The organism is Nocardia flavorosea NBRC 108225 (assembly GCF_001613385.1).
Taxonomy (GTDB): domain Bacteria; phylum Actinomycetota; class Actinomycetes; order Mycobacteriales; family Mycobacteriaceae; genus Nocardia; species Nocardia flavorosea.
Genome location: NZ_BDCG01000018.1, coordinates 90,064 through 109,357 on the forward strand (window position 1 = coordinate 90,064; position 19,294 = coordinate 109,357).

Sequence of the window (19,294 nt, forward strand, 5' to 3'; positions counted from 1 at the left end):
GCACCGGGGCCCTGTGGGGCCCTGTAGGAGGGGCGGGTCGTCAGCGGCCGGCGATGAGGGCGGTGCGGGCGAGTTCGGCGGCGCCGATCATTCCGGCGGCTTCGCCCAGTTGGGTGGTGCGGATGCGGGCGAGGGGCCGGTGGCCGTGGCCGGTGACGGAGGCTGCATATTCTTCCCGGGCCTCGTCGAGAAACAGTGGGGCCGAACTGCTGACCCCGCCGGCGACGACAACCAGGTCCGGGTCGAAGATATCGCCCACGAACGCCAGGCCCAGGCCGAGCCAGCGGGCGAAATCGGCCATCACCCGCAGGGCCAGCGGGTCGCCGTCCTGGGCGGCGCCGGCCACCCGGCGGCCGGTGAGTGCACCGGGGTCGGCGATCACCTCTTTCGCCAGCAGCGACGGGGTGGAGTCGACGGCTACCAGTTCTATCGCGGATTCGGCCAATGCCGTTCCGCTGCAATACCGCTCCCAGCAGCCCCGTTTACCGCAGCCGCAGTCGCGGCCGCCGGGGACGACCTGCAGATGCCCGAGTTCCGGTGCGACACCGTGGGTACCGCGATACAGCACACCGTCGATCAGCAGCGCGGCGCCGATCCCGGTGCCGATCGCCACGAGAACGACGTTGTGACCGCCCGCCGCGGCGCCGAACCGGTATTCGGCCCACATGGCGGCATTGGCGTCGTGCTCCAGCAGGACGGGCAGGCCGATCCGGCCGGTGAGGCGTTTCGCCACCGGAGCGTCGCGCCAGGGCAGATGCGGGGCGAACCGGACCGTGCTGCGATCGGCCGAAACGAACCCGGCCACGGCCAGGCCGACGGCGTCGATATCGTGCCGGTCGCCGAGTTCGCGGACGGCGCGTTCGAGCGCGCCTTCCAGCGCGGGCGCCGAATGCGGGGTCGGGCACTGCACCGTATCGAGCACCTCGCCCGTTCCGTCGACCACCGAGGCGCGGATATTCGTCCCGCCGATATCGACACCCACGGTCAGTGGAGCGCCCGGAGCGGACGTGCTCATGGCTTGATGGTTATGGGGATACCGACATACCGGGACCTTCCGGCCGCGGGGGCGGTCGGTTCGGCCGGGGCGCCGCTATCCGGGCGGCCCGCCCGGCTGCCCGCCGCGGCAGCGGGTGCGGCGGCCGGTGGTGCTTCGTCCGAATCGGCCGCCGTCTCGTGGCCTTCCTGATGGCCGGTTCCGGAACGACCGTGCGCGGCTGAGTAACCCGCCCCGTGACCATGCGGCATCACCGGATCGACCGGTTCGCCCGCAAGCGCCTCCCGCAGGATGGTGACGATCGCCGTACCGTGTGCCGCGACGGTCGCCAGCACCTCGTGCTGTTCCCCGCGGACCAGTGCGGCCGCGGCACACAGCGGGCACCAGGTGCAATTGCCCCATTCCGGTTTGCCGTCCGCGGCCGCGTCGCGCAGTACCGGTTCGACCCGCTCCAGCACGGCCTCTGCGAGCAGACGCAGTTCCTCGGCGAATTCGGCGATACCCTCCGGCTGCCGGTATTCGGTTCCGGTCATCGCGGCCACTCCTGCGGGTCGGGCCGGAAACGGACCACCAGGTATCCGTTGTCCAGTTCGGCGGTGCTGACGGTGCAGCGGCGCAGTACCGGCGCCAGGCGCAACCGCCGGCGCACGCCGTCGGCTCCCACGATCAAATCGTCCTCCACTCGTCCCAGGCGCAGCGTGGCCGGATCCGCTACCGGTAGCTGGATACGCAGCGCATATACCGAATGCAAACCCGTGCCCGATTCCAATCGGACGGCGGGGGCCGCGGCCTGGCCGGCCGCCGCCGAACCCGCATCGTCGCGCATCGCCGCGTTGCTGTCACGCCGAACGGCCCCGGCGTGGCCGGTATCGCTCACGGCCCCGGTCCCGCCGGCGGGCGCGCGGTCTCCGGTGCCGCCCGCGAGCACGAGGTCGCCGCTGTACCGCGCCGGAACGACGCAGGACAATCCCGCGAGCGGGCCGATACCCACCGGTTCGGCGCCGGTATGGCCGGCCACCAAGACCGGGATCTCCGGCATCGACCGGCGCAGTCCGGCGATCACATCCCATTGCTCGGCGTAGCGATGCGAATACCAGCGCACCGCAGGATGCTGCGGTTCCGGCCCCGGCGGCGGGACTTCGGGCAGCACCTTGTTCACCACCACCGCCTGCAGTCGTAGCCCGAGCAACGCCGTCGCCGACCGCACCCGCGCCGATTCCGCGACCGCCACCCGTTCGGCCAGGGTGATCAGCCGGGCACTGGTGCGTTCGGGATCAGCCAGCAGATCACGGACCTCGGTGACGGCGGCGACGATCCGCTGCATCGTCGCCGCCAGGACCGCGCGCCGCAGATCGGTACCGATCGCGCTCATCATCCGCTGATGCGGCGGCCAGATCCGGTCCAGGTAACCGAGCAGAGTGTCCGGCGCGGTGAGGATGCGCAGCATATCGGCAGTGGGCGGGCAATCCAGGACGATCACATCCCAGTCGTCGTCGGCGGCGTACTGGGTGATTTCCACCAGCATCAGCAGTTCCTGGACACCGGGCAGCCCGGTCAGCTCCGCCGGATCCAGCGCGCCCAGGTCGAGCCCGTGGTCATGGCCGGGATCGGCCGCCAGCACATCGGCGATCTCCCGGAAACGGTCTTCCAGCAACGCCAGCGAATCGAGTTCGATCACGTCCAGACCGGGGACGACCCGGATGATTCCGGGCACCGCACCGGGGTCGTGCGCGAACCGGAAACCCAGTGCATCCCCGAGGGAATGCGCCTGGTCCAGCGAGGCCACCAGAACCCGCTGTCCTTCGCGCGCATAACCCATGGCCTGGGCGCAGGCCAGCGTCGTCTTACCGACACCGCCCTTGCCGACGAACAATTCGACCCGCGTCCGCACGCGCCGGGTACGGCCCGGCACGCCGTCGGGGCGGGCCTGCGCTCCGGTGCTGCGCGGCCCGGTCAGCCTTCGACCCGTTTCTTCAGTTCCTTGAGCGCGGTATCGGTGATCACCTTCTCCGCCTTGCGTTTGAACATGCCGATCATCGGAATGGTCAGATCCACGGTCAGTTCGTAGCGCACCTCGGTGCCACCGTCCGGCTGCTCGGCGAGTTCGTAGCGGCCTTCCTGTGCCTTCTGCAGCTCACCGCTGACCAGCGTCCAGCTCACTGCCAGATCATCGGGGCGCCAGGTGTAGGACAGCACGTAGGTGTCCTTGACGACACCGGCGTCCAGCACGAATCGAGCGGTGCGTGCGCGACCATCGGGTCCGGTTTCGAGTACCTCCACCGATTTGGCCGCCGATACCCATTCCGGGTAGGACGCCAGATCGGCGATAACGGACATCACCTGCGGGGCGGGCGCCGCGATGACGATCGATCTCTGGGTCCGGTCGGCCATAGGTTCTCAGTGGTTCCTTTCGGCGGTGCGGTATGGAATTCGTCAGTTCCCGGGTGAGACTCCGGCCGGCCGATCGCCCTCGAGCCGATCCTTGAGTTCGAACGACATCACCTTGCCCGCGACCCGTCGCTCCCGGTTGGCCGCGGCGAGTTTACGTGGCGGCAGCTGCCGCGACGGCTCGGCGTGCAGGAAGTAGTGCAGGATCACCCCGTCCAGCGCAGGCTCCAGCCACACCTCCATGGTGCCGGTCAATGCGCCCTGCACCGACCAGCGAATACCCTTGTCGCCCCGGTCTTCCCGGACATCGAGCTCGAGATCGGGCCACCAGCGCCGCCATTTTCCCGGGGCGGACAGCGCGGCGGCCACCGCGGCACCCGGCGCGGCGAGAAATGTCTGGTCGGCGACCTGGATACTGCTCACCCGGCTGAGCGTAGTAGATGCTGAAACATGCGGCGCCTGCGGCGCCGGGGGTTGTGGCCGCTGTGTTTATTTTGCGCCACCAGCGGCGGCGCGGGTTTCGGCCCCCGAGCTCGCTGCTGTCAGCACTCGACACCCGCGGCTGCGCCGCGTCGCATCGAGCACCGACAGCAGGGACGGGCGAAACCGTTCAGGGCCTCGCCTAACTCGACTGCGCCGCTGGGCGCGTCGGGGCCGGTGCGGGCGGGATCGTTGAGGGGCTTGCTGGACTCAACGGTGCTGCCGGCCGGGTTGGTGATGTTCATGGATCGGGACGTTTCAGGGTCGCGCTGGAGCCGGCACCACGGTGGTCGTTCCGATGCCGGGCAGGGGCCGAGCCCGAGGTCCTACAGGAACCCGCGGAGGCGGGTGCCCAGGGTGTCCCAGCGCCAGTGGCGGTCGACGAAGGCGCGGCCCGCGGCGCCCATGGCGGCGGCCGCGTCACGATCGGCGAGGATATCGCCGATCGCTTCGGCGACGAGGTCGGCGCGACGGCCGTCGACGACGCGTCCGGTTTCGCCGTCGCGCACGGTTTCCGGTGCTCCACCGGACATTCCGGCTACCACGGGGACGCCGCTGGCGGAGGCCTCGAGGTAGACGATGCCGAGACCCTCGACGTCCAGGCCCGCGCCGCGGGTGCGGGCCGGCATGGCGAAAACATCGGCGATGGTGTGGTGGGCGGCGAGTTCGGCCGCGGCGACCCGGCCGGTGAAAACGACATCGTCGCCGAGGCCGAGCGCCTCGGCGAGGCCACGCAGCCGGTCTTCGTACGGACCGCTACCGGCGATCACCAGGACCGCGCCGGGGATCCGCTCCCGGATCCAGCGCATCGCGATCAGCAGGACGTCTTGCCCCTTGCGCGGTACGAGCCGGGACAAGCACAGAATCGTGGGCCGATCGCCGAGGTTGTAGCGTTCACGCAGTTCGGCGCGGGCGGCGGGGTCGGGGCGGAACTTCTCGGTATCCACGCCCGGCGGTAGATGTTCGAGTGCGGCATCCGGCCCGAAGGCGGCCGCGAACCGGCGCCGGGTGTATTTGCTGACGTAGGTGACGATATCGGTGTTCTCGCCGATGACCCGCAATGCCTGCCGCGCCGCCGGCAGCATCGACCAGCCCACCTCGTGACCGTGGGTGCTGGCGATGATCCGTTCCGCGCCGGCCCGTCGCAGCAGCGGCGACAGCAGCGCCAGGGGAGCGGCGGCACCGAACCAGACCGTTTCGCAGCCTTCGGAACGCAGCAGCTTACGTGCGCGGCGCGCGACGGCGGGGGTCGGCAGCATGAGGGAGGTGGGATGGCGGACCACCTGGAACGGTTGCTGCGCGTCGAATCGGGTATGGCTGTCACCGCGCCAGCGGGGCGCGTAGACGACCAGATCGTCGGGCGGCAGCTGACCGGTCATCGCCTGCAGATAGGACTGGATACCTCCCGGACGTGGCGGGAAATCATTGGTAACCAGCAGAGTTCGAGCCATATGACTCACACTATTGGCGATCGCTGTCCGGCGCCGCTCCGGGGCCTCAGTAGCGGCGCGCCGAATGGTAGGGAGTGGAATCCACCGGCGCTACCGCCACCGGAACTCCGAAGGTGGAGGCGTGCAGCATGAGGCCGTTACCGGCGTAGATACCCACATGGGAGATGTCGTCGTAGAAGAACACGACATCGCCCGGTTGCAGATCCGCGCGGTCCACGGGAGTGCCGTAGGCGGCCTGTGCCGAGCTCGTGCGCGGCACCTGCTTGCCGACCTGCGCGAACGCCCACTGCACCAGGCCCGAGCAATCGAACTGGTCGGGGCCGGTGGCGCCCCAGACGTAGGGGTCGCCGACGCGGGTGAGCCCGGCGGCCAGCGCGCTGGTTCCGCTGCCGGGGACCAGATCGGCGAGCAGGCTGTCGCGGTCGAAACCGGGCGGGAACGGGGAACCGGCGAGCGCGGTCCGGTCTGCGGTGGACAGGGTGCCCCAGACCTCGATGACCTTGGCGACCGCGTTCTGCAGATCGGTCTGTTTACGGCCTACATCGTCGCGGACGGCATTGGCCTGATCGGTGGCGGTGCGTGCGGCATCGGCGGCGGCCCGGGCCGCCGTTTGTGCGGCCGTGGCCGCGTCGGTGGCGCGTTTGTACTGTTTGAGCTGGTCGGAAGTCTGGGTGGCGACCACGTCCAGCGTCGACATCTGGTCCAGGAGCTGCTGTGGTGAATCGCTGACCAGTACGGAGAACAGCCGGTTGGTACGCGCGCCCTGGTAGGCGGCGATCGCGGTGCGGTCGATTATCGGACGGTATTCGGCGACCTCGTCGCGGGCCGCGTCGACGGCCGCGGTGGCCGCGGCCACCTTGGCGTCGGCATCGCGCTGGATCGTGAGCTTCGCGTCGAGATCGGCCTGCGCGGTGAGTGCTTGCTGATTGAGCTGTTCGGCCTGCCGGGACAGGTCGATCATCTGCTGGACCGCTTCGGTGGCCGAGGCCGGAGCGGGTGCCGGGACCGGATCGGCGCCGGCGGGGCCGCCACCGTAGAGCGCCGCCGCCAGGAGCCCCGCCGCGAGGACGGTACGGGCGGGCCGGCGAGACGGCCCGAGATTGCGGCGACTCCGATGATGTGTTGCCACGGCCTGCCGTGCCCCGCTCTCCCTGTGACGCTGTGCGATGAACCGGTGAAGGTCTCGATCAGATTACGGAACGGTCCCGCGGGGTGTCCAGTACGACACGGAACAGTCACGTCGTCGGATGAAAGTACCGCGTCACCTGACCCCCGCGGGACCGTGGCCGGCTCAGTAGCGGCGGGCCCCGGCGAACGGCATCGACGAGATGGGCGCCAGCTGAACCGGGGTACCGGAGGTGGACGCGTGGACCACATTGCCGTCGCCGGCGTACAGGCCCGAGTGACCGCCGCCGTAGAACGAGACCACATCGCCGGGGCGAAGGTCGTCGAGCGAGATGGGGGCGCCGGCGGACAGCTGGGCGCCGCTCGTGCGCGGTAGCTCGAGTCCTGCCTGTCTATACGACCACTGCACCAGGCCGGAGCAGTCGAAGGCGTCCGGGCCGGCGGCGCCGTAGACGTACGGTGCGCCGACCTTCGACAGTGCGGCGTCGAGGGCCAGATCGCCGGCGGACTTGGTGGGGGTCACGAAAGGCGGCGGGGTGGCGGGGGAGCTGGGAGCTTCGACGCCGGGGATGCCCGCGGGGATCGGGATCTCGTTGGGCACCTCGAAGGTTCCTACGCCGTGGATGGTCACCGGCTGGGCAGCTGCCGGGGCGGCGGGCAGTAGGAACGCGCCCAGGGTGGCAGCGCCGACGGCTCCGGTTGCGGCAGCCCGCCGCGCCTGTCGCTTGACGGTGTTGAACGCCATGATGCGGTCCTTCCGATCTCCCCGCCGGCGGTACCGGGTTGGTGCGCCGAACTCCGCGAGGTCTCGAAAAGATTACGAACAGATCACGGTGGTTTGTAAAGCCTGAGAGGGCGATAAGCGTGGGTCGATCAGTTTTCCGGCGGCAAATTGTGCGAGTTGGGTCACAATCGACGATTCGGTTGCGTCGCGGTTACGTCCAGCAGGCGCGCGGCGGATCGATCGGTGGCGTTACAGCGGGTTCTCTCTCGAATATCGTGCGATTATCGTGCGATTTCCCAGGGTTGAGCGGGTGGATGTCGCAGTGGTGACAATGGCCTGAATGTGTTGTGCCCGAATATTTGCCCTGTGTGGCCCAATCGGTTTTGGGCCGACCGACCATATTCCGTGTAAATGGGCAATTGGATAGCAAATAAACATCGACTGTGAGCTGGCGCACACATATGTGGTGAATGGGTGCCAACCGGGGAACAGGAACAGGTTCCGCTGCCTGTCGCCGCGATCGTCCCGGTCCGGTATCGCCGAACTTGTCGGGCCCCGCCAGTACTCTGCTCGCCGTGTCCGAATCGATGCCGCTGCACGCCCGGCAGCTGGCATTCGATCAGCTCGATACCCCGCTCTACGACACCACTTTCGTGGTCGTCGACCTGGAAACCACCGGTACCAGCCCCGCCGACGACGCCATCACCGAAATCGGCGCCGTAAAGGTGCGTGGCGGCGAGGTTCTCGGCGAATTCGCCACGCTCGTGGATCCGGGGCAGGCCATCCCGCCCGCGGTCGTCCAGATCACCGGAATCACCACGGCGATGGTGCGGGCGGCGCCCACCATCGAAGCGGTCCTGCCCGGGTTCCTGGAGTTCGCGGCCGGGGCGGTGCTCGTCGCGCACAATGCCCGCTTCGATATCGGCTTCCTGAAGGCCGCGGCGGCACGCTGCGAAACGCCGTGGCCCCGGCCGCAGGTCGTGTGCACGGTTCGACTCGCGCGGCGGGTACTCGGCCGCGACGAGGCACCCTCGGTACGGCTCGGCTACCTGGCGCAGCTACTCGGGGCGAGTACGACACCGACCCACCGGGCGCTCGACGATGCGCGCGCCACCGTGGACGTCCTCCATGCGCTCATCGGCCGGGTCGGTAATCAAGGAGTGCACAGTCTCCCCGAACTGATCGACTATCTGCCCGATGTGACCGCCGGTCAACGCGCCAAACGCGCCCTCGCCGTCGACCTGCCCACCGCGCCCGGTGTGTATCTGTTCCGCGGACCGTCGGACGAAGTCCTCTATATCGGGACCGCGGTGAATCTGCGGCGCCGGGTCCGCAGCTACTTCACCGGTTCGGAAACCCGCGGCCGGATCAAGGAGATGGTCCGGCTGGCCACCCGGGTCGACCATGTCGTGTGCGCGCACGGTCTGGAGGCCGGGGTCCGGGAACTGCGGCTGCTGGCCGCGCATGCACCGCCCTACAACCGCCGGTCCAAATTCCCCAAGCGGGCCTGGTGGGTCGCGCTCAGCGGGGAGGCGTTTCCCCGGCTCACTGTGGTCCGCGACCCGGCCGGTCCGGCGGTCGGCCCGTTCCATGCGCGGGCCGCCGCCGCGGATATCGCCGCCACCCTCGCCGAATACTGCGGGCTGCGCACGTGTACCACCAAACTCGCGCGCACGGCACTGCACACCTGTACGCCGGAAACGCTCGGTGGCTGCTCCGCGGCGGCCGAGGCACCCCGCACCGCCGCCGACTACGCCCCGGCAGCCGCGGCCGCACGAGCACTCTTCGCCGGCACCGACGACGCGGCGATCCGTCACATGCTGGCCCGGATCGAGAAGTACGCGACCTCCGAACAGTACGAATCCGCCGCCCGCCTGCGCGACCGCCTGGCCGCCGTGATCCGCGCCCTGCACCGCACCCAGCGCCTGGCCGCGCTGGCCCGGATTCCGGAATTGATCACCGCGCACCCCGACGGCTGCGGGGGCTGGGAATTCGCGGTGATCCGCTACGGCCGCCTCGCCGGCGCCGGAACCGCCCGCCGCGGCACCCCACCGATGCCGGTGGTCGAACAGATCGTGGCCGCCGCCCAGACGATACGGCCGGCAGGTGGGCCGCCGGACCACGCAGAATTACCACTGGCCGATACCCGGCCACATTTTCCGCCGCTGCGTGGTGCCCCACCGGAGGAGGCCGGGGTGATCGTGCGCTGGCTGGAACGCCCCGGAGTGCGAATCGTGCGGACGGCCGACGGCTACGCAGAACCCGCCCGCGGCGCTGCCCGCTGGGTCGCGTGGGCCGACGCAGCCGATGCCGCAGCCGATGCGACGCGGGACGGCCGGTCCTATACCGAGGAGCGCGGGTAGCCGGCCGGGCTCCAAGCTCCGGCCGGGGGTCCTGCATCGCCGCCGACCAGGTCACCTGGTGCCGACTCTGCGGCGGACACGGCATCAGGTGAGCAGTCCAGTACCGATGAGCGGGGCCCGAGCCGGCCCGAAGCTCCTGATGGACCTGCCTGCTCCCGCAGCGGGATACGTCACCGACGTCTGGGCACCCACGATCTCGAGGTACGCGCCGCCGCTTGCCGCCTGGGCAGCGCAGCGGTGTCGAATGCCGGTGTACGGCTGCCCGCGGCACGGTCGCGTGCCTCGGCGGGGTATCTCTTCGGCCGGTCGTGTGCCGGAACCGGCCGATCGGAGGCCGCAAATGCTCCCTCCGGGCGTGGAACTCACCCCAGTCGATCTCCGCCCGCTGCGTCCGCACATGCGCCATTCGGCGCGCACTGGGCCGATGGCTCGTCGTTCGGGCGGCATGCGGTAAGCCGATGTTTCGCGAAATTTTCCGAATCGGTGCCGCGGGGCCACCTCGTGCCGTCCGAAGCATATGCGGCCGGACCTGGCACGTCCGTGTCCTGCCCGGCGGCGGACCGGCCGGCGGGCGCAGACCGGCGTGAGCCGGCCACCGGCCAGGTGCTCGCGGACTGCCTGCGGTCCGTTGCGGCGGCAATGCGCAGGGGCAGGGCCCGCACAGGAAACCCGGCCGCTATCGCACCGTGAATAGTTGCAGCGGGGCGGGCGGGACCCGTTCCTCGGCCCGCCGCGGAGGGCGGTCGACCGAGCGCCGGGCTTCCCGGGACGGTCGGTGGCGCTGCCGCAGGCGGCGCGGGCCGGAGGTGCTTAGGCTGTTGGCATGATTACCGCGATCGTTCTGATCCAGGCCGACAATGGGCGCATCCCGGAGACCGCGCAGGCGGTGGCCGATACCGAGGGCGTCGCCGAGGTGTATTCGTGTGCGGGCGATGTCGACCTGATTGCGCTGGTGCGGGTGCGCGACCACGAACAGGTGGCCGAGGTGGTCACCGGGCGGATCGACAAGGTTGCCGGGGTGCAGCGCACCGTGACCCATATCGCGTTCAAATCCTATTCGAGCGCGGATGTCGAGGCCGGGTTCTCCATCGGAGAGTGAGAGTTACTCGCCGGGGAGCTCCGGTGCGGCCGGGGACTGCCTCCTCCGTCCCGGTACATCCAGGAACATCTGCGGCCTGCCCGACCGACTCCGTCGACACGTTCGCGCGCCGCGTCCGAGCCGGCCTGTAGAGCGGAGCCCCGCGGAATCGGGAGCCGTTACCGGACCGGATCACCGTGCCGCCACCCGGTGCCGACGGTCGTAGCCGGAGCGCGGTTCAGGCCTCGCCGAGAGTTCGGGTGAGCGCGGCCCAGCGGTCCAGGAGAGCCGCGGCCGCGCCGTTGTCGAGGGCGGCGGCGGCGCGTTCGATCCCGGAGATGAGGTGATCGTCGAGGTCACCGTTGAGTTCCGCGCCACGGGACAGATCGTAGGCGGTGATCGCGGCCGCCGAGTTGACGAGGACGGCATCGCGTACCGCACCCGGATCGCCCGCGAAAACATCCCGGGCGACCTGTGCGTTGACCTGCGCATCGCCGCCGCGCAGCGCATCCAGCGGAACCCGGGGGATACCGAGTCGCACCGGGTCGATCACCGTTTTCCGGACCCGGCCGCCGGCCACCACGTAGGCGTCGGTGGTATCCGAGGTGGTGATCTCGTCCAGGCCGTCGTGTCCGCGTACCACCAGCGCCCCGGCCCCGCGGTTGGCGAAAACGCCGGCGATGGTCTCCAGCAGATCGGGAAACGCGCAGCCGACCAGCCCGGCGCGCGGCTGGGCCGGGTTGGTGAGCGGGCCCAGCACGTTGAAAACAGTCGGGATCCCGATTTCCTTACGGGCCGGACCGGCGAACCGCAGTCCCGAGTGGAACAGGGAGGCGAAGCAGAACCCGATCCCCACCTCGCGCACGCAGCGGGCCACCGATTCCGGGCCGAGGGCGAGTTTCACGCCGAGCGCTTCCAGCACATCCGCGCCGCCGCTCTTGGAGGACGCGGCCCGGTTACCGTGCTTGACCACCGGCACACCGGCCGCGGCGACCACGACCGCGGACATCGTGGAAATATTCACCGACCCCGACCGGTCGCCGCCGGTGCCGACGATATCGACGGCGTCGCCGTCGATCTTCACCAGGCGCGCGTGGCCGAGCATGCCGCGCGCCATACCCGACAGTTCGGTGGGGGTGGGGCCTTTGATCTTCATGGCCACGCCGAAGGCGGCGATCTGCGCGGCGGTGGAGTTGTCGGTGAAGATTTCGTCGATCACCCAGGTCGTATCGTCCGCGGTGAGGTCGTGTCCGTCGGCGAGGGCCCCGAGCATCTGGGGCCAGCTGCGCACGCTCATCTCTATCTCCTCGTCGCGCCGATTACCGGTGACCGAACGGTCATGGAACACCCTAATGTGCGCAGCGTCCGGTGGCGCAGCGCCGGCCGCGGGCGGGACCGGATCTCGATCGGCGCAGATGCCCCGCCGGGGTTCCGATAGCGCGGGCGCGCGGCACCGGACCGGATAGGGAGTCCTGTGCGGGGCGGTTGCCGTCGGCCGCAGCGCATCCGGACCGGCCTGAGATGCACACGGGGGAGGCCGCCGGGTGCCGGCTGCCCGGATCCGAGCGGAAACGAAGGTCGAGCCCCATGGCTGATCACGATCGGGTGACGGCTGCCAATATGTGTGGCGTTCGGGTTTCCGACCGGCCGGGGCCGGTATCTGTGCAGGTTCGCCGGTCGCTCCGGCGCCGGAGCCTCCGACGCGCCGGGTCGGTGCGAGAGACGTGCTGAGCCGGTGAATCCCGACACAAAAGATCAAGAGGGGAACCCGACTTCGACTGTCGTACTACGAAGAGTCATACTTACCCCGTGACGACCGCAGTAGGTACCTCAGGATCGGCCATAACCCAGCGTGTGCATTCGCTGAACCGGCCCAACATGGTCAGCGTCGGTACCATCATCTGGCTGTCCAGCGAGCTGATGTTCTTCGCCGGCCTCTTCGCGATGTACTTTGTCGCGCGCAGTCAGGCGCCCGAATGGCCCATGCCGCCGACCGAGTTGAACCTCGGCTTGGCCATCCCGGTCACCGCAGTGCTGATCGCCTCGTCGTTCACCTGCCAGATGGGTGTGTTCGCGGCCGAGCGCGGTGATGTGTTCGGGCTGCGCCGCTGGTACACCCTGACCTTCTTCATGGGTCTGTTCTTCGTACTGGGCCAGGCGTACGAGTACATCCACTTGGTCGACCACGGCACGTCGATCTCGAGCAGTGCCTACGGATCGGTGTTCTACATCACCACCGGTTTCCACGGTCTGCACGTCATCGGCGGTCTGATCGCCTTCCTGTTCCTGCTCGCGCGTACCAAGATGAGCAAGTTCACGCCCGCGCAGGCCACCGCCGCGATCGTCGTCTCGTACTACTGGCACTTCGTCGACATCGTCTGGATCGGGCTGTTCGCCGTGATCTATTTCATCCAGTGACGCCGGACAGCGTCCGAGCGTCAGCGCCGAAGGAGGTAGCGCAGCGTGACCACGCAGGCGTAGCTCGGGCGCACAATGCCACACTGCCGACCACGGTTCCGTCTACTCCAAAGGGACACAGATGAGTTCATCGCCCCCGACAGCGCCAGCGCCCGCCAGCGGTGGGCACGGCGAGGCCAGCAAGAAGCGCAGGCAGCGCCGCGTCCGCCGACGGATCGCGGGCGGTCTCGCGCTCATGGTGGGCCTCGTCGGAGCCGGATTCCTCGCCTCTGCGCTCACCCCTGAGCCCCAGGTCGCCACGGCGAACGAGGATTCGGTGGCGTTGATCCGCGAGGGCCAGCAGCTGTACGAGACCTCATGCATCACCTGTCACGGCGCCAACCTGCAGGGTGTGCCGGACCGTGGCCCCAGCCTGATCGGTGTGGGCGAAGCGGCCGTGTACTTCCAGGTGTCCTCCGGGCGTATGCCGATGGTCCGCAACGAAGCGCAGGCCGAACGCAAACCTCCGAAGTTCGACGCCCACCAGACCGACGCGATCGGCGCCTATGTCGCCGCCAACGGTGGCGGTCCGACCGTGATCCGCGACGCCAACGGCGAGATCGCCCAGGAATCGCTGCGTGGCGACGATATCGGCCGCGGTAGCGAACTGTTCCGGATGAACTGCGCCTCCTGCCACAACTTCACCGGCCGTGGCGGCGCCCTTTCCTCGGGTAAGTTCGCTCCGCCGCTGGACCCGGCCTCCGAGCAGCAGATCTACACCGCGATGCTCACCGGCCCGCAGAATATGCCGAAGTTCTCCGACCGGCAGCTCACGCCGGAGGAGAAGCGCGACATCATCGCCTATGTCAAGGACGCCGCCGAAGCGAAGGATCCCGGCGGCTGGGGTCTGGGTGGTTTCGGTCCCGCCACCGAGGGCCTCGCCATCTGGGTGATCGGCATCGTGGCGGTTGTCGGTGCCGCGATCTGGATCGGATCCCGGACATGATCGGGCCGGTATCCGGTGCCGTCCGCCGTACCTGCGGCGCACGGCCGGGCATGCCCCAGTGGAAGGGCCTCAGCCATGAGTGAAGAACAGGAGCGAAACGAGATGGGTCGCCTGGACAAAGATTCCGCGGCCGCGACCCCGGCGGAACCGACCGAGGCCGAACTGGACGCGATGTCGCGTGACGAGCTGGTCGAGCTCGGCACCGCGCGGGACGGCGTCGAGGTCGCCTACCGGCGGGAACGCTGGCCGGTGCCGGGTACCCGCGCGGAGAAACGCGCCGAGCGGCAGGTTGCGATGTGGTTCGCGATCTCCGGTCTGGCCGCGGCCGCCCTGGTGGGTGTGTTCCTGTTCTGGCCCTGGGAGTACAAGGGCAAAGACGACTCCGGTCACGGCATCTATTCGCTCACCACGCCGCTGTACGGTCTGACCTTCGGTATCTCGATCCTGGCCATCGGTATCGCCGTGGTGCTGATCCGTAAGAAGTTCATTCCCGCGGAGCTGTCGGTCCAGGACCGGCACGACGGCAAGTCCAGTGAGGTCGACCGGCGCACGCTGGCCGCGCAGCTGTCCGACGCCGGCGAGACCTCCACCCTGGGCCGCCGCAAGCTGATCACACGTACCGCCGGCGCCGGCGTCGGCGTGCTGGGTATCGGTGCACTGCTGGTGTTCGTCGGCGGTATGGTGAAGAACCCGTGGGCCAAGGGCGATAAATCGCCGCTGTGGGTGTCCGGCTGGACCCCCGACTACGAGGGCGAGACCATCTACATCCGCCGCGATACCGGCCGTCCGCAGGACATCGTGCTGGTCCGCCCCGAGGACCTCGACGCGGGCGCCATGGAGACCGTGTTCCCGTGGAAGGAATCCTGGCGTGGTGACGAGCATGCGACCCTGCAGTCGCTGCGCGGTATCCGCAACTCCGTGATGCTCATCCGCCTGCGGCCCGAGGACGCGAAGAACGCGATCAAACGTAAGGGCCAGGAGAGCTTCAACTTCGGCGATTACTTCGCCTACTCGAAGATCTGCACCCACCTCGGCTGCCCGACCTCGCTGTTCGAGCAGCAGACCAACCGGATTCTGTGCCCGTGCCATCAGTCGCAGTTCTCCGCGACCGAATGGGGCAAACCGATCTTCGGTCCGGCCGCCCGGGCGCTACCGCAGCTGCCGATCACCGTAAACTCAGAGGGGTACCTGGTCGCCAACGGTGACTTCATCGAACCCCTCGGCCCGGCCTTCTGGGAGCGTCGATCATGAGTGCTGGAACGGCTACCGGCCGCAAGCTCGCGGCACAAGCCAACGAAATCGACGAGCGGTATCGTGCCGCCGCCTTCATGAAGCGATCGATCAACAAGGTGTTCCCCACCCATTGGTCGTTCCTGCTGGGTGAGATCGCGCTGTACGCGTTCATCATCCTGCTGCTGTCGGGTGTGTACCTGACGCTGTACTTCGATCCGTCGATGGCGCATGTCACCTACGACGGCGCCTACCAGCCGCTGCGCGGTGTCGGGATGTCGCGGGCCTACGAGACCGCGCTGAACATCTCCTTCGAGGTGCGCGGCGGCCTGTTCGTCCGGCAGGTGCACCACTGGGCGGCGCTGCTGTTCGCGGCGTCGATCATCATCCACCTGTTCCGCATCTTCTTCACCGGCGCATTCCGCAAACCGCGTGAAGCGAACTGGGTGATCGGCTCGCTGCTGCTGATCCTGGCCATGTTCGAGGGCTTCTTCGGCTACTCCCTGCCGGACGACCTGCTCTCCGGAACCGGTCTGCGTGCCGCGTTCTCCGGTATCACCATCGGCGTCCCAGTGGTCGGCACCTGGCTGCACTGGCTGATGTTCGGTGGCGATTTCCCCGGCGACATCATCGTGCCGCGTCTGTACATCGCGCATGTGCTGTTGTTGCCGGGCATCATGCTGGCACTCATCGCCGCGCACGTGGCGATCGTCTGGTATCAGAAGCACACCCAGTTCCCCGGCCCGGGCCGCACCGAGAACAATGTGGTCGGTTCCCGGATCGTCCCGGTATTCGCCGCGGACCAGGGCGCGTTCTTCGCCTTCACCCTCGGTTTCGTCGCCCTCATGGGCGGGTTGTTGCAGATCAACCCGATCTGGAACCTGGGTCCGTACAACCCGTCACAGGTGTCGGCCGGCTCGCAGCCGGACTTCTACATGATGTGGACCGACGGTATGGCCCGTCTGATGCCGCCCTGGGAGCTGTATCTGGGCCGGTACACCGTGCCCGCGGCCTTCTGGGTGGCATTGGTCATGGGGCTCGTGTTCGTGGTCCTCATCGCCTACCCGTGGATCGAGAAGAAGCTCACGGGTGATACCGCCCGGCACAATCTGCTGCAGCGTCCGCGTGACGTCCCGGTCCGCACGGCGATCGGCGCCATGGCGATCACCTTCTATGTGGTGCTCACGCTGTCCTGCGTCAACGACATCATCGCGCTCAAGTTCGATATCTCGTTGAACGCGACGACCTGGATCGGTCGTATCGGTCTGCTGCTCGGACCGCCGATCGCGTATTTCCTGGCCTACCGGTTCTGCATCGGCCTGCAGCGCAGCGACCGGGCGGTGCTGGAGCACGGTATCGAGACCGGTGTGATCAAGCGCCTGCCGCACGGTGAGTACATCGAGGTGCACCAGCCGCTGGGCCCGGTCGACGACCACGGCCACCCGCTGCCGCTGGAATACCAGGGTGCGGTGGTGCCCAAGAAGATGAACCAGCTGGGGTCGGCCGGTCAGCCGGGCACCGGTAGCTTCCTGCGGCCCGATCCCCCTGCGGAGAGCGAACAGCATTTCGCGACCGAACTGGAAGAGGAGCATCGGCAGCTGGCCATCCTGAAACGAGTGCAGGACGACGCACGCTCGAACGGGCAGCACGAACACTGACCTGCGGTCGGTTCGCACTAGCGCCCGATGGCGCCCTCGGAAATCTTCCGGGGGCGCCATCGGCGTTTCCGGTGCCGGTGACGGACGGAGGCCGGGGCCCGGATGCGTGCTCAGCTCGCGCAGACCAGCGGCATCCGCCGACGCAGGGCGCCCATATCCCCGCGTCGTGGTCTGCCTGTTCGCCGCGGTAACCGCCGCCGCCGGCGACTTCCGGAGCGCCCACGGCTCGGTGAGCCGGCGCTGCGGGTCAGCGGCGCCGAGCTGCCTCGATCGCCTCGAATTTGGCGAGGTTGTGCCGGGCATCGGCCAGGGCGTCGTGCGCGTCACGCGGCGGCGGCGGCAACTCCGGGCGGCCGTGCGCCTCCCAGTGCTGCCGCAGCTCGTTCGTATAGCGGGGCAGGTCGGGCGGTAGGTCCACCATCGAACCCCACAGCTGGCACAGGACCACATGGTCGTAGGCACCCACCCACGCCCACATCTCGGGCTGCACGGTCGCGCGGGGTACCAGGAACCGGTGCAGCTCTTCCCGGATCTGCGCCCGGGTCCGCCACAGCGGCGACGTCTGCGGGGGCAGCTTCGGCAGGACATGTTTGCTCACCCAGGGCCCGGCCCGACCGGCATCGAACTCCGAGGAGACGGCATAGAACTCTCGTCCGTCCTCACAGACGACGCCGATCGATACGAGATCGATCACGCGACCGTCCTCGATGAACTCCGAATCGTAGAAATACCTCAAAATCGGCGGGTCTCCTCGGTGGTCGACAGAACGCACCGAGCTTAGTTGTGCCCGGCGACGGGCCGGGGTGCGCCCGGAAACACCTCCGGAAATATCCCGGGATCGGCCACCACTTATCCTGAACTGGTGAATTGGACCGTCGACGTACCCATCGACCGTTTGCCCGAGCTGCCGCCGTTGCCCGCCGAACTGCGTAAACGGCTCGACGACGCGTTGGCACGGCCGGCTCTGCAGCAACCGTCCTGGGACGCCGACCAGGCGGCGGACATGCGGACGGTGCTGGAGAGTGTGCCGCCGATCTGCCTGCCCGCCGAGGTGGACGAGCTGCGTGAGCAGCTCGCCGATGTCGCGCGCGGCGAGGCTTTCCTCATGCAGGGCGGGGACTGCGCGGAAACTTTCGCCGACAACACCGAACCGCATATCCGCGGCAACCTGCGGACGTTGCTGCAGATGGCCGTCGTGCTCACCTACGGCGCCAGCCTGCCGGTGGTGAAGGTCGCGCGGATCGCCGGTCAGTACGCCAAGCCCCGCTCCGCCGATACCGACGCGCTCGGTTTGAAGTCCTATCGCGGCGATATGGTCAATTCACTGGTTGCCGAGGCCGGTGTACGTCAGCACGATCCGTCGCGCCTGGTGCGCGCCTACGCCAATGCGAGCGCGGCGATGAACCTGGTGCGGGCGCTCACCAGCGCGGGTATGGCGGATCTGCACCGGGTGCACGACTGGAACCGGGATTTCGTGGCCCAGTCGCCGGCCGGTGCCCGCTACGAGGCGCTGGCCGAGGAGATCGATCGTGGCCTGCGGTTCATGACCGCGTGCCGGGTCAACGACCCCAGCCTCAAATCGGCCCGCATCTACGCGTCGCACGAGGCGCTGGTGCTGGACTACGAACGCGCCATGCTGCGCCTGGCCGAGAACTCCGCGGGCGATCCGGTGCTCTACGATCTGTCCGCGCATTTCCTGTGGATCGGGGAACGCACTCGCCAGCTCGACGGCGCGCATATCGCGTTCGCCGAACTCCTCGCCAACCCGATCGGCCTGAAGATCGGCCCGAAGACCACCCCGGCGCAGGCGGTGGAGTACGTGGAACGGCTCGACCCGAACAACGAGCCCGGCCGGTTGACGCTGGTCTCCCGGATGGGCAATACGAATGTCCGCGAGGTACTGCCGGCGATCGTGGAGAAGGTGCAGGCCACGGGCCATCAGGTGATCTGGCAGTGCGATCCGATGCACGGCAACACCCACGAATCGTCCACCGGGTTCAAAACCCGCCATTTCGACCGGATCGTCGACGAAGTCCAGGGGTTCTTCGAGGTGCACCACGCCCTCGGTACTCACCCGGGTGGCCTGCATATCGAACTCACCGGCGAAGACGTCACCGAATGCCTCGGCGGAGCCCAGGACATCTCGGATCTGGACCTTTCCGGCCGCTACGAAACGGCCTGCGATCCCCGCCTCAATACGCAGCAGTCGCTGGAGCTGTCCTTCCTCGTCGCCGAGATGCTGCGATAGTTCCTGCGGAACCTTCGGCGGGAGAAACTCGGTCCCGGCGGACGTGTGTCGCTGCCGGATCAACATGACCGTTCGAGCCGACCGTCGACCCGTGGGTGACCGATGCACGCAAAGGGCGACGGCGGCCCATTCCGCGTCGCCCTCGAAGAGCG

General features: G+C 68.5%; 17 protein-coding genes. 7 read left to right on the plus strand and 10 right to left on the minus strand.

The features are described 5' to 3' along the window. Window positions 1–40: 40 nt before the first annotated feature. From NFL01S_RS24285 to NFL01S_RS24325, 8 genes are all read right to left on the minus strand, one after another. On the minus strand, window positions 41–1,015 hold the full coding sequence (locus NFL01S_RS24285) for an ROK family protein (RefSeq protein WP_062978623.1): 975 nt from the start codon (window positions 1,013–1,015) through the stop codon (window positions 41–43). Beyond that, on the minus strand, window positions 1,012–1,527 hold the full coding sequence (locus NFL01S_RS24290) for a hypothetical protein (RefSeq protein WP_174555719.1): 516 nt from the start codon (window positions 1,525–1,527) through the stop codon (window positions 1,012–1,014). Before NFL01S_RS24290 ends, NFL01S_RS24285 begins: the two co-directional genes overlap by 4 nt. Next, complete coding sequence (locus tag NFL01S_RS24295; RefSeq protein WP_245670855.1) at window positions 1,524–2,885, minus strand: ArsA family ATPase; 1,362 nt, start codon at window positions 2,883–2,885, stop codon at window positions 1,524–1,526. The genes NFL01S_RS24290 and NFL01S_RS24295 overlap by 4 nt, the downstream gene beginning before the upstream one ends. A 62-nt stretch (window positions 2,886–2,947) precedes the next feature. After that, on the minus strand, window positions 2,948–3,385 hold the full coding sequence (locus NFL01S_RS24300) for an SRPBCC family protein (protein ID WP_062978624.1): 438 nt from the start codon (window positions 3,383–3,385) through the stop codon (window positions 2,948–2,950). 42 nt (window positions 3,386–3,427) lie between these two features. Next, entirely contained in the window at window positions 3,428–3,805 is a 378-nt protein-coding gene (locus tag NFL01S_RS24305; protein WP_062978625.1) for a hypothetical protein, read from the minus strand. A gap of 383 nt (window positions 3,806–4,188) precedes the next feature. After that, window positions 4,189–5,313: a glycosyltransferase family 4 protein gene (locus NFL01S_RS24315; RefSeq protein WP_062978627.1), complete on the minus strand. Its 1,125-nt coding sequence runs from the start codon at window positions 5,311–5,313 to the stop codon at window positions 4,189–4,191. Window positions 5,314–5,359: 46 nt separating this feature from the next. Then, the gene (locus NFL01S_RS24320; protein ID WP_062978628.1) at window positions 5,360–6,442 is read right to left on the minus strand and encodes an NlpC/P60 family protein; all 1,083 of its coding nucleotides are present in this window, start codon (window positions 6,440–6,442) and stop codon (window positions 5,360–5,362) included. A gap of 162 nt (window positions 6,443–6,604) precedes the next feature. Beyond that, window positions 6,605–7,183, minus strand: a complete 579-nt coding sequence (locus tag NFL01S_RS24325) for a C40 family peptidase (RefSeq protein WP_062978629.1) — start codon at window positions 7,181–7,183, stop codon at window positions 6,605–6,607. Window positions 7,184–7,749: 566 nt separating this feature from the next. On the opposite strand from NFL01S_RS24325, the gene NFL01S_RS24330 reads away from it, so the two are divergent. Beyond that, window positions 7,750–9,525, plus strand: a complete 1,776-nt coding sequence (locus NFL01S_RS24330) for a DEDD exonuclease domain-containing protein (RefSeq protein WP_062978781.1) — start codon at window positions 7,750–7,752, stop codon at window positions 9,523–9,525. 823 nt (window positions 9,526–10,348) lie between these two features. Next, window positions 10,349–10,624: an Lrp/AsnC family transcriptional regulator gene (locus tag NFL01S_RS24335; protein ID WP_062978630.1), complete on the plus strand. Its 276-nt coding sequence runs from the start codon at window positions 10,349–10,351 to the stop codon at window positions 10,622–10,624. 217 nt (window positions 10,625–10,841) lie between these two features. On the opposite strand, the gene trpD is transcribed toward NFL01S_RS24335, so the two are convergent. After that, window positions 10,842–11,900, minus strand: coding sequence for an anthranilate phosphoribosyltransferase (trpD, locus tag NFL01S_RS24340; RefSeq protein WP_062978782.1), 1,059 nt, complete (start codon window positions 11,898–11,900; stop codon window positions 10,842–10,844). A gap of 512 nt (window positions 11,901–12,412) precedes the next feature. Here trpD and ctaE point away from each other — a divergent pair. The 4 genes from ctaE to qcrB all read left to right on the plus strand — a co-directional run bounded on the left by ctaE (window position 12,413) and on the right by qcrB (window position 16,894). Beyond that, entirely contained in the window at window positions 12,413–13,021 is a 609-nt protein-coding gene (gene ctaE, locus NFL01S_RS24345; RefSeq protein WP_062978631.1) for an aa3-type cytochrome oxidase subunit III, read from the plus strand. A 121-nt stretch (window positions 13,022–13,142) separates the two neighbouring features. Further along, on the plus strand, window positions 13,143–14,006 hold the full coding sequence (qcrC, locus tag NFL01S_RS24350) for a cytochrome bc1 complex diheme cytochrome c subunit (protein WP_084493204.1): 864 nt from the start codon (window positions 13,143–13,145) through the stop codon (window positions 14,004–14,006). Window positions 14,007–14,108: 102 nt separating this feature from the next. After that, the gene (gene qcrA / locus NFL01S_RS24355) at window positions 14,109–15,257 is read left to right on the plus strand and encodes a cytochrome bc1 complex Rieske iron-sulfur subunit (protein ID WP_062978783.1); all 1,149 of its coding nucleotides are present in this window, start codon (window positions 14,109–14,111) and stop codon (window positions 15,255–15,257) included. Beyond that, window positions 15,254–16,894 carry a cytochrome bc1 complex cytochrome b subunit gene (qcrB, locus tag NFL01S_RS24360; protein WP_062978633.1) on the plus strand — a complete coding sequence of 547 codons (1,641 nt, stop codon included), beginning with the start codon at window positions 15,254–15,256 and terminating at the stop codon, window positions 16,892–16,894. Before qcrA ends, qcrB begins: the two co-directional genes overlap by 4 nt. Before the next feature lie 247 nt (window positions 16,895–17,141). Here the strand turns inward: qcrB and NFL01S_RS24365 are convergent, their stop codons facing one another. Further along, the gene (locus NFL01S_RS24365) at window positions 17,142–17,630 is read right to left on the minus strand and encodes a polyadenylate-specific 3'-exoribonuclease AS (protein ID WP_062978634.1); all 489 of its coding nucleotides are present in this window, start codon (window positions 17,628–17,630) and stop codon (window positions 17,142–17,144) included. 126 nt (window positions 17,631–17,756) lie between these two features. Between NFL01S_RS24365 and NFL01S_RS24370 the strand changes: the two genes are divergently transcribed. Beyond that, window positions 17,757–19,142 carry a class II 3-deoxy-7-phosphoheptulonate synthase gene (locus tag NFL01S_RS24370; RefSeq protein ID WP_062978635.1) on the plus strand — a complete coding sequence of 462 codons (1,386 nt, stop codon included), beginning with the start codon at window positions 17,757–17,759 and terminating at the stop codon, window positions 19,140–19,142. The last annotated feature ends 152 nt before the right edge of the window (window positions 19,143–19,294 follow it).

Bases quoted from the DNA above. Each gene is read 5' to 3' on its own strand.
- trpD (WP_062978782.1), bottom strand. From the start codon at position 11,900: ATGAGCGTGCGCAGCTGGCCCCAGATGCTCGGGGCCCTCGCCGACGGA.
- NFL01S_RS24315 (WP_062978627.1), bottom strand. From the start codon at position 5,313: ATGGCTCGAACTCTGCTGGTTACCAATGATTTCCCGCCACGTCCGGGA.
- qcrA (WP_062978783.1), top strand. From the start codon at position 14,109: ATGGGTCGCCTGGACAAAGATTCCGCGGCCGCGACCCCGGCGGAACCG.
- qcrB (WP_062978633.1), top strand. From the start codon at position 15,254: ATGAGTGCTGGAACGGCTACCGGCCGCAAGCTCGCGGCACAAGCCAAC.
- NFL01S_RS24300 (WP_062978624.1), bottom strand. From the start codon at position 3,385: ATGGCCGACCGGACCCAGAGATCGATCGTCATCGCGGCGCCCGCCCCG.
- qcrC (WP_084493204.1), top strand. From the start codon at position 13,143: ATGAGTTCATCGCCCCCGACAGCGCCAGCGCCCGCCAGCGGTGGGCAC.
- NFL01S_RS24290 (WP_174555719.1), bottom strand. From the start codon at position 1,527: ATGACCGGAACCGAATACCGGCAGCCGGAGGGTATCGCCGAATTCGCC.
- NFL01S_RS24285 (WP_062978623.1), bottom strand. From the start codon at position 1,015: ATGAGCACGTCCGCTCCGGGCGCTCCACTGACCGTGGGTGTCGATATC.
- NFL01S_RS24335 (WP_062978630.1), top strand. From the start codon at position 10,349: ATGATTACCGCGATCGTTCTGATCCAGGCCGACAATGGGCGCATCCCG.
- NFL01S_RS24330 (WP_062978781.1), top strand. From the start codon at position 7,750: ATGCCGCTGCACGCCCGGCAGCTGGCATTCGATCAGCTCGATACCCCG.
- NFL01S_RS24325 (WP_062978629.1), bottom strand. From the start codon at position 7,183: ATGGCGTTCAACACCGTCAAGCGACAGGCGCGGCGGGCTGCCGCAACC.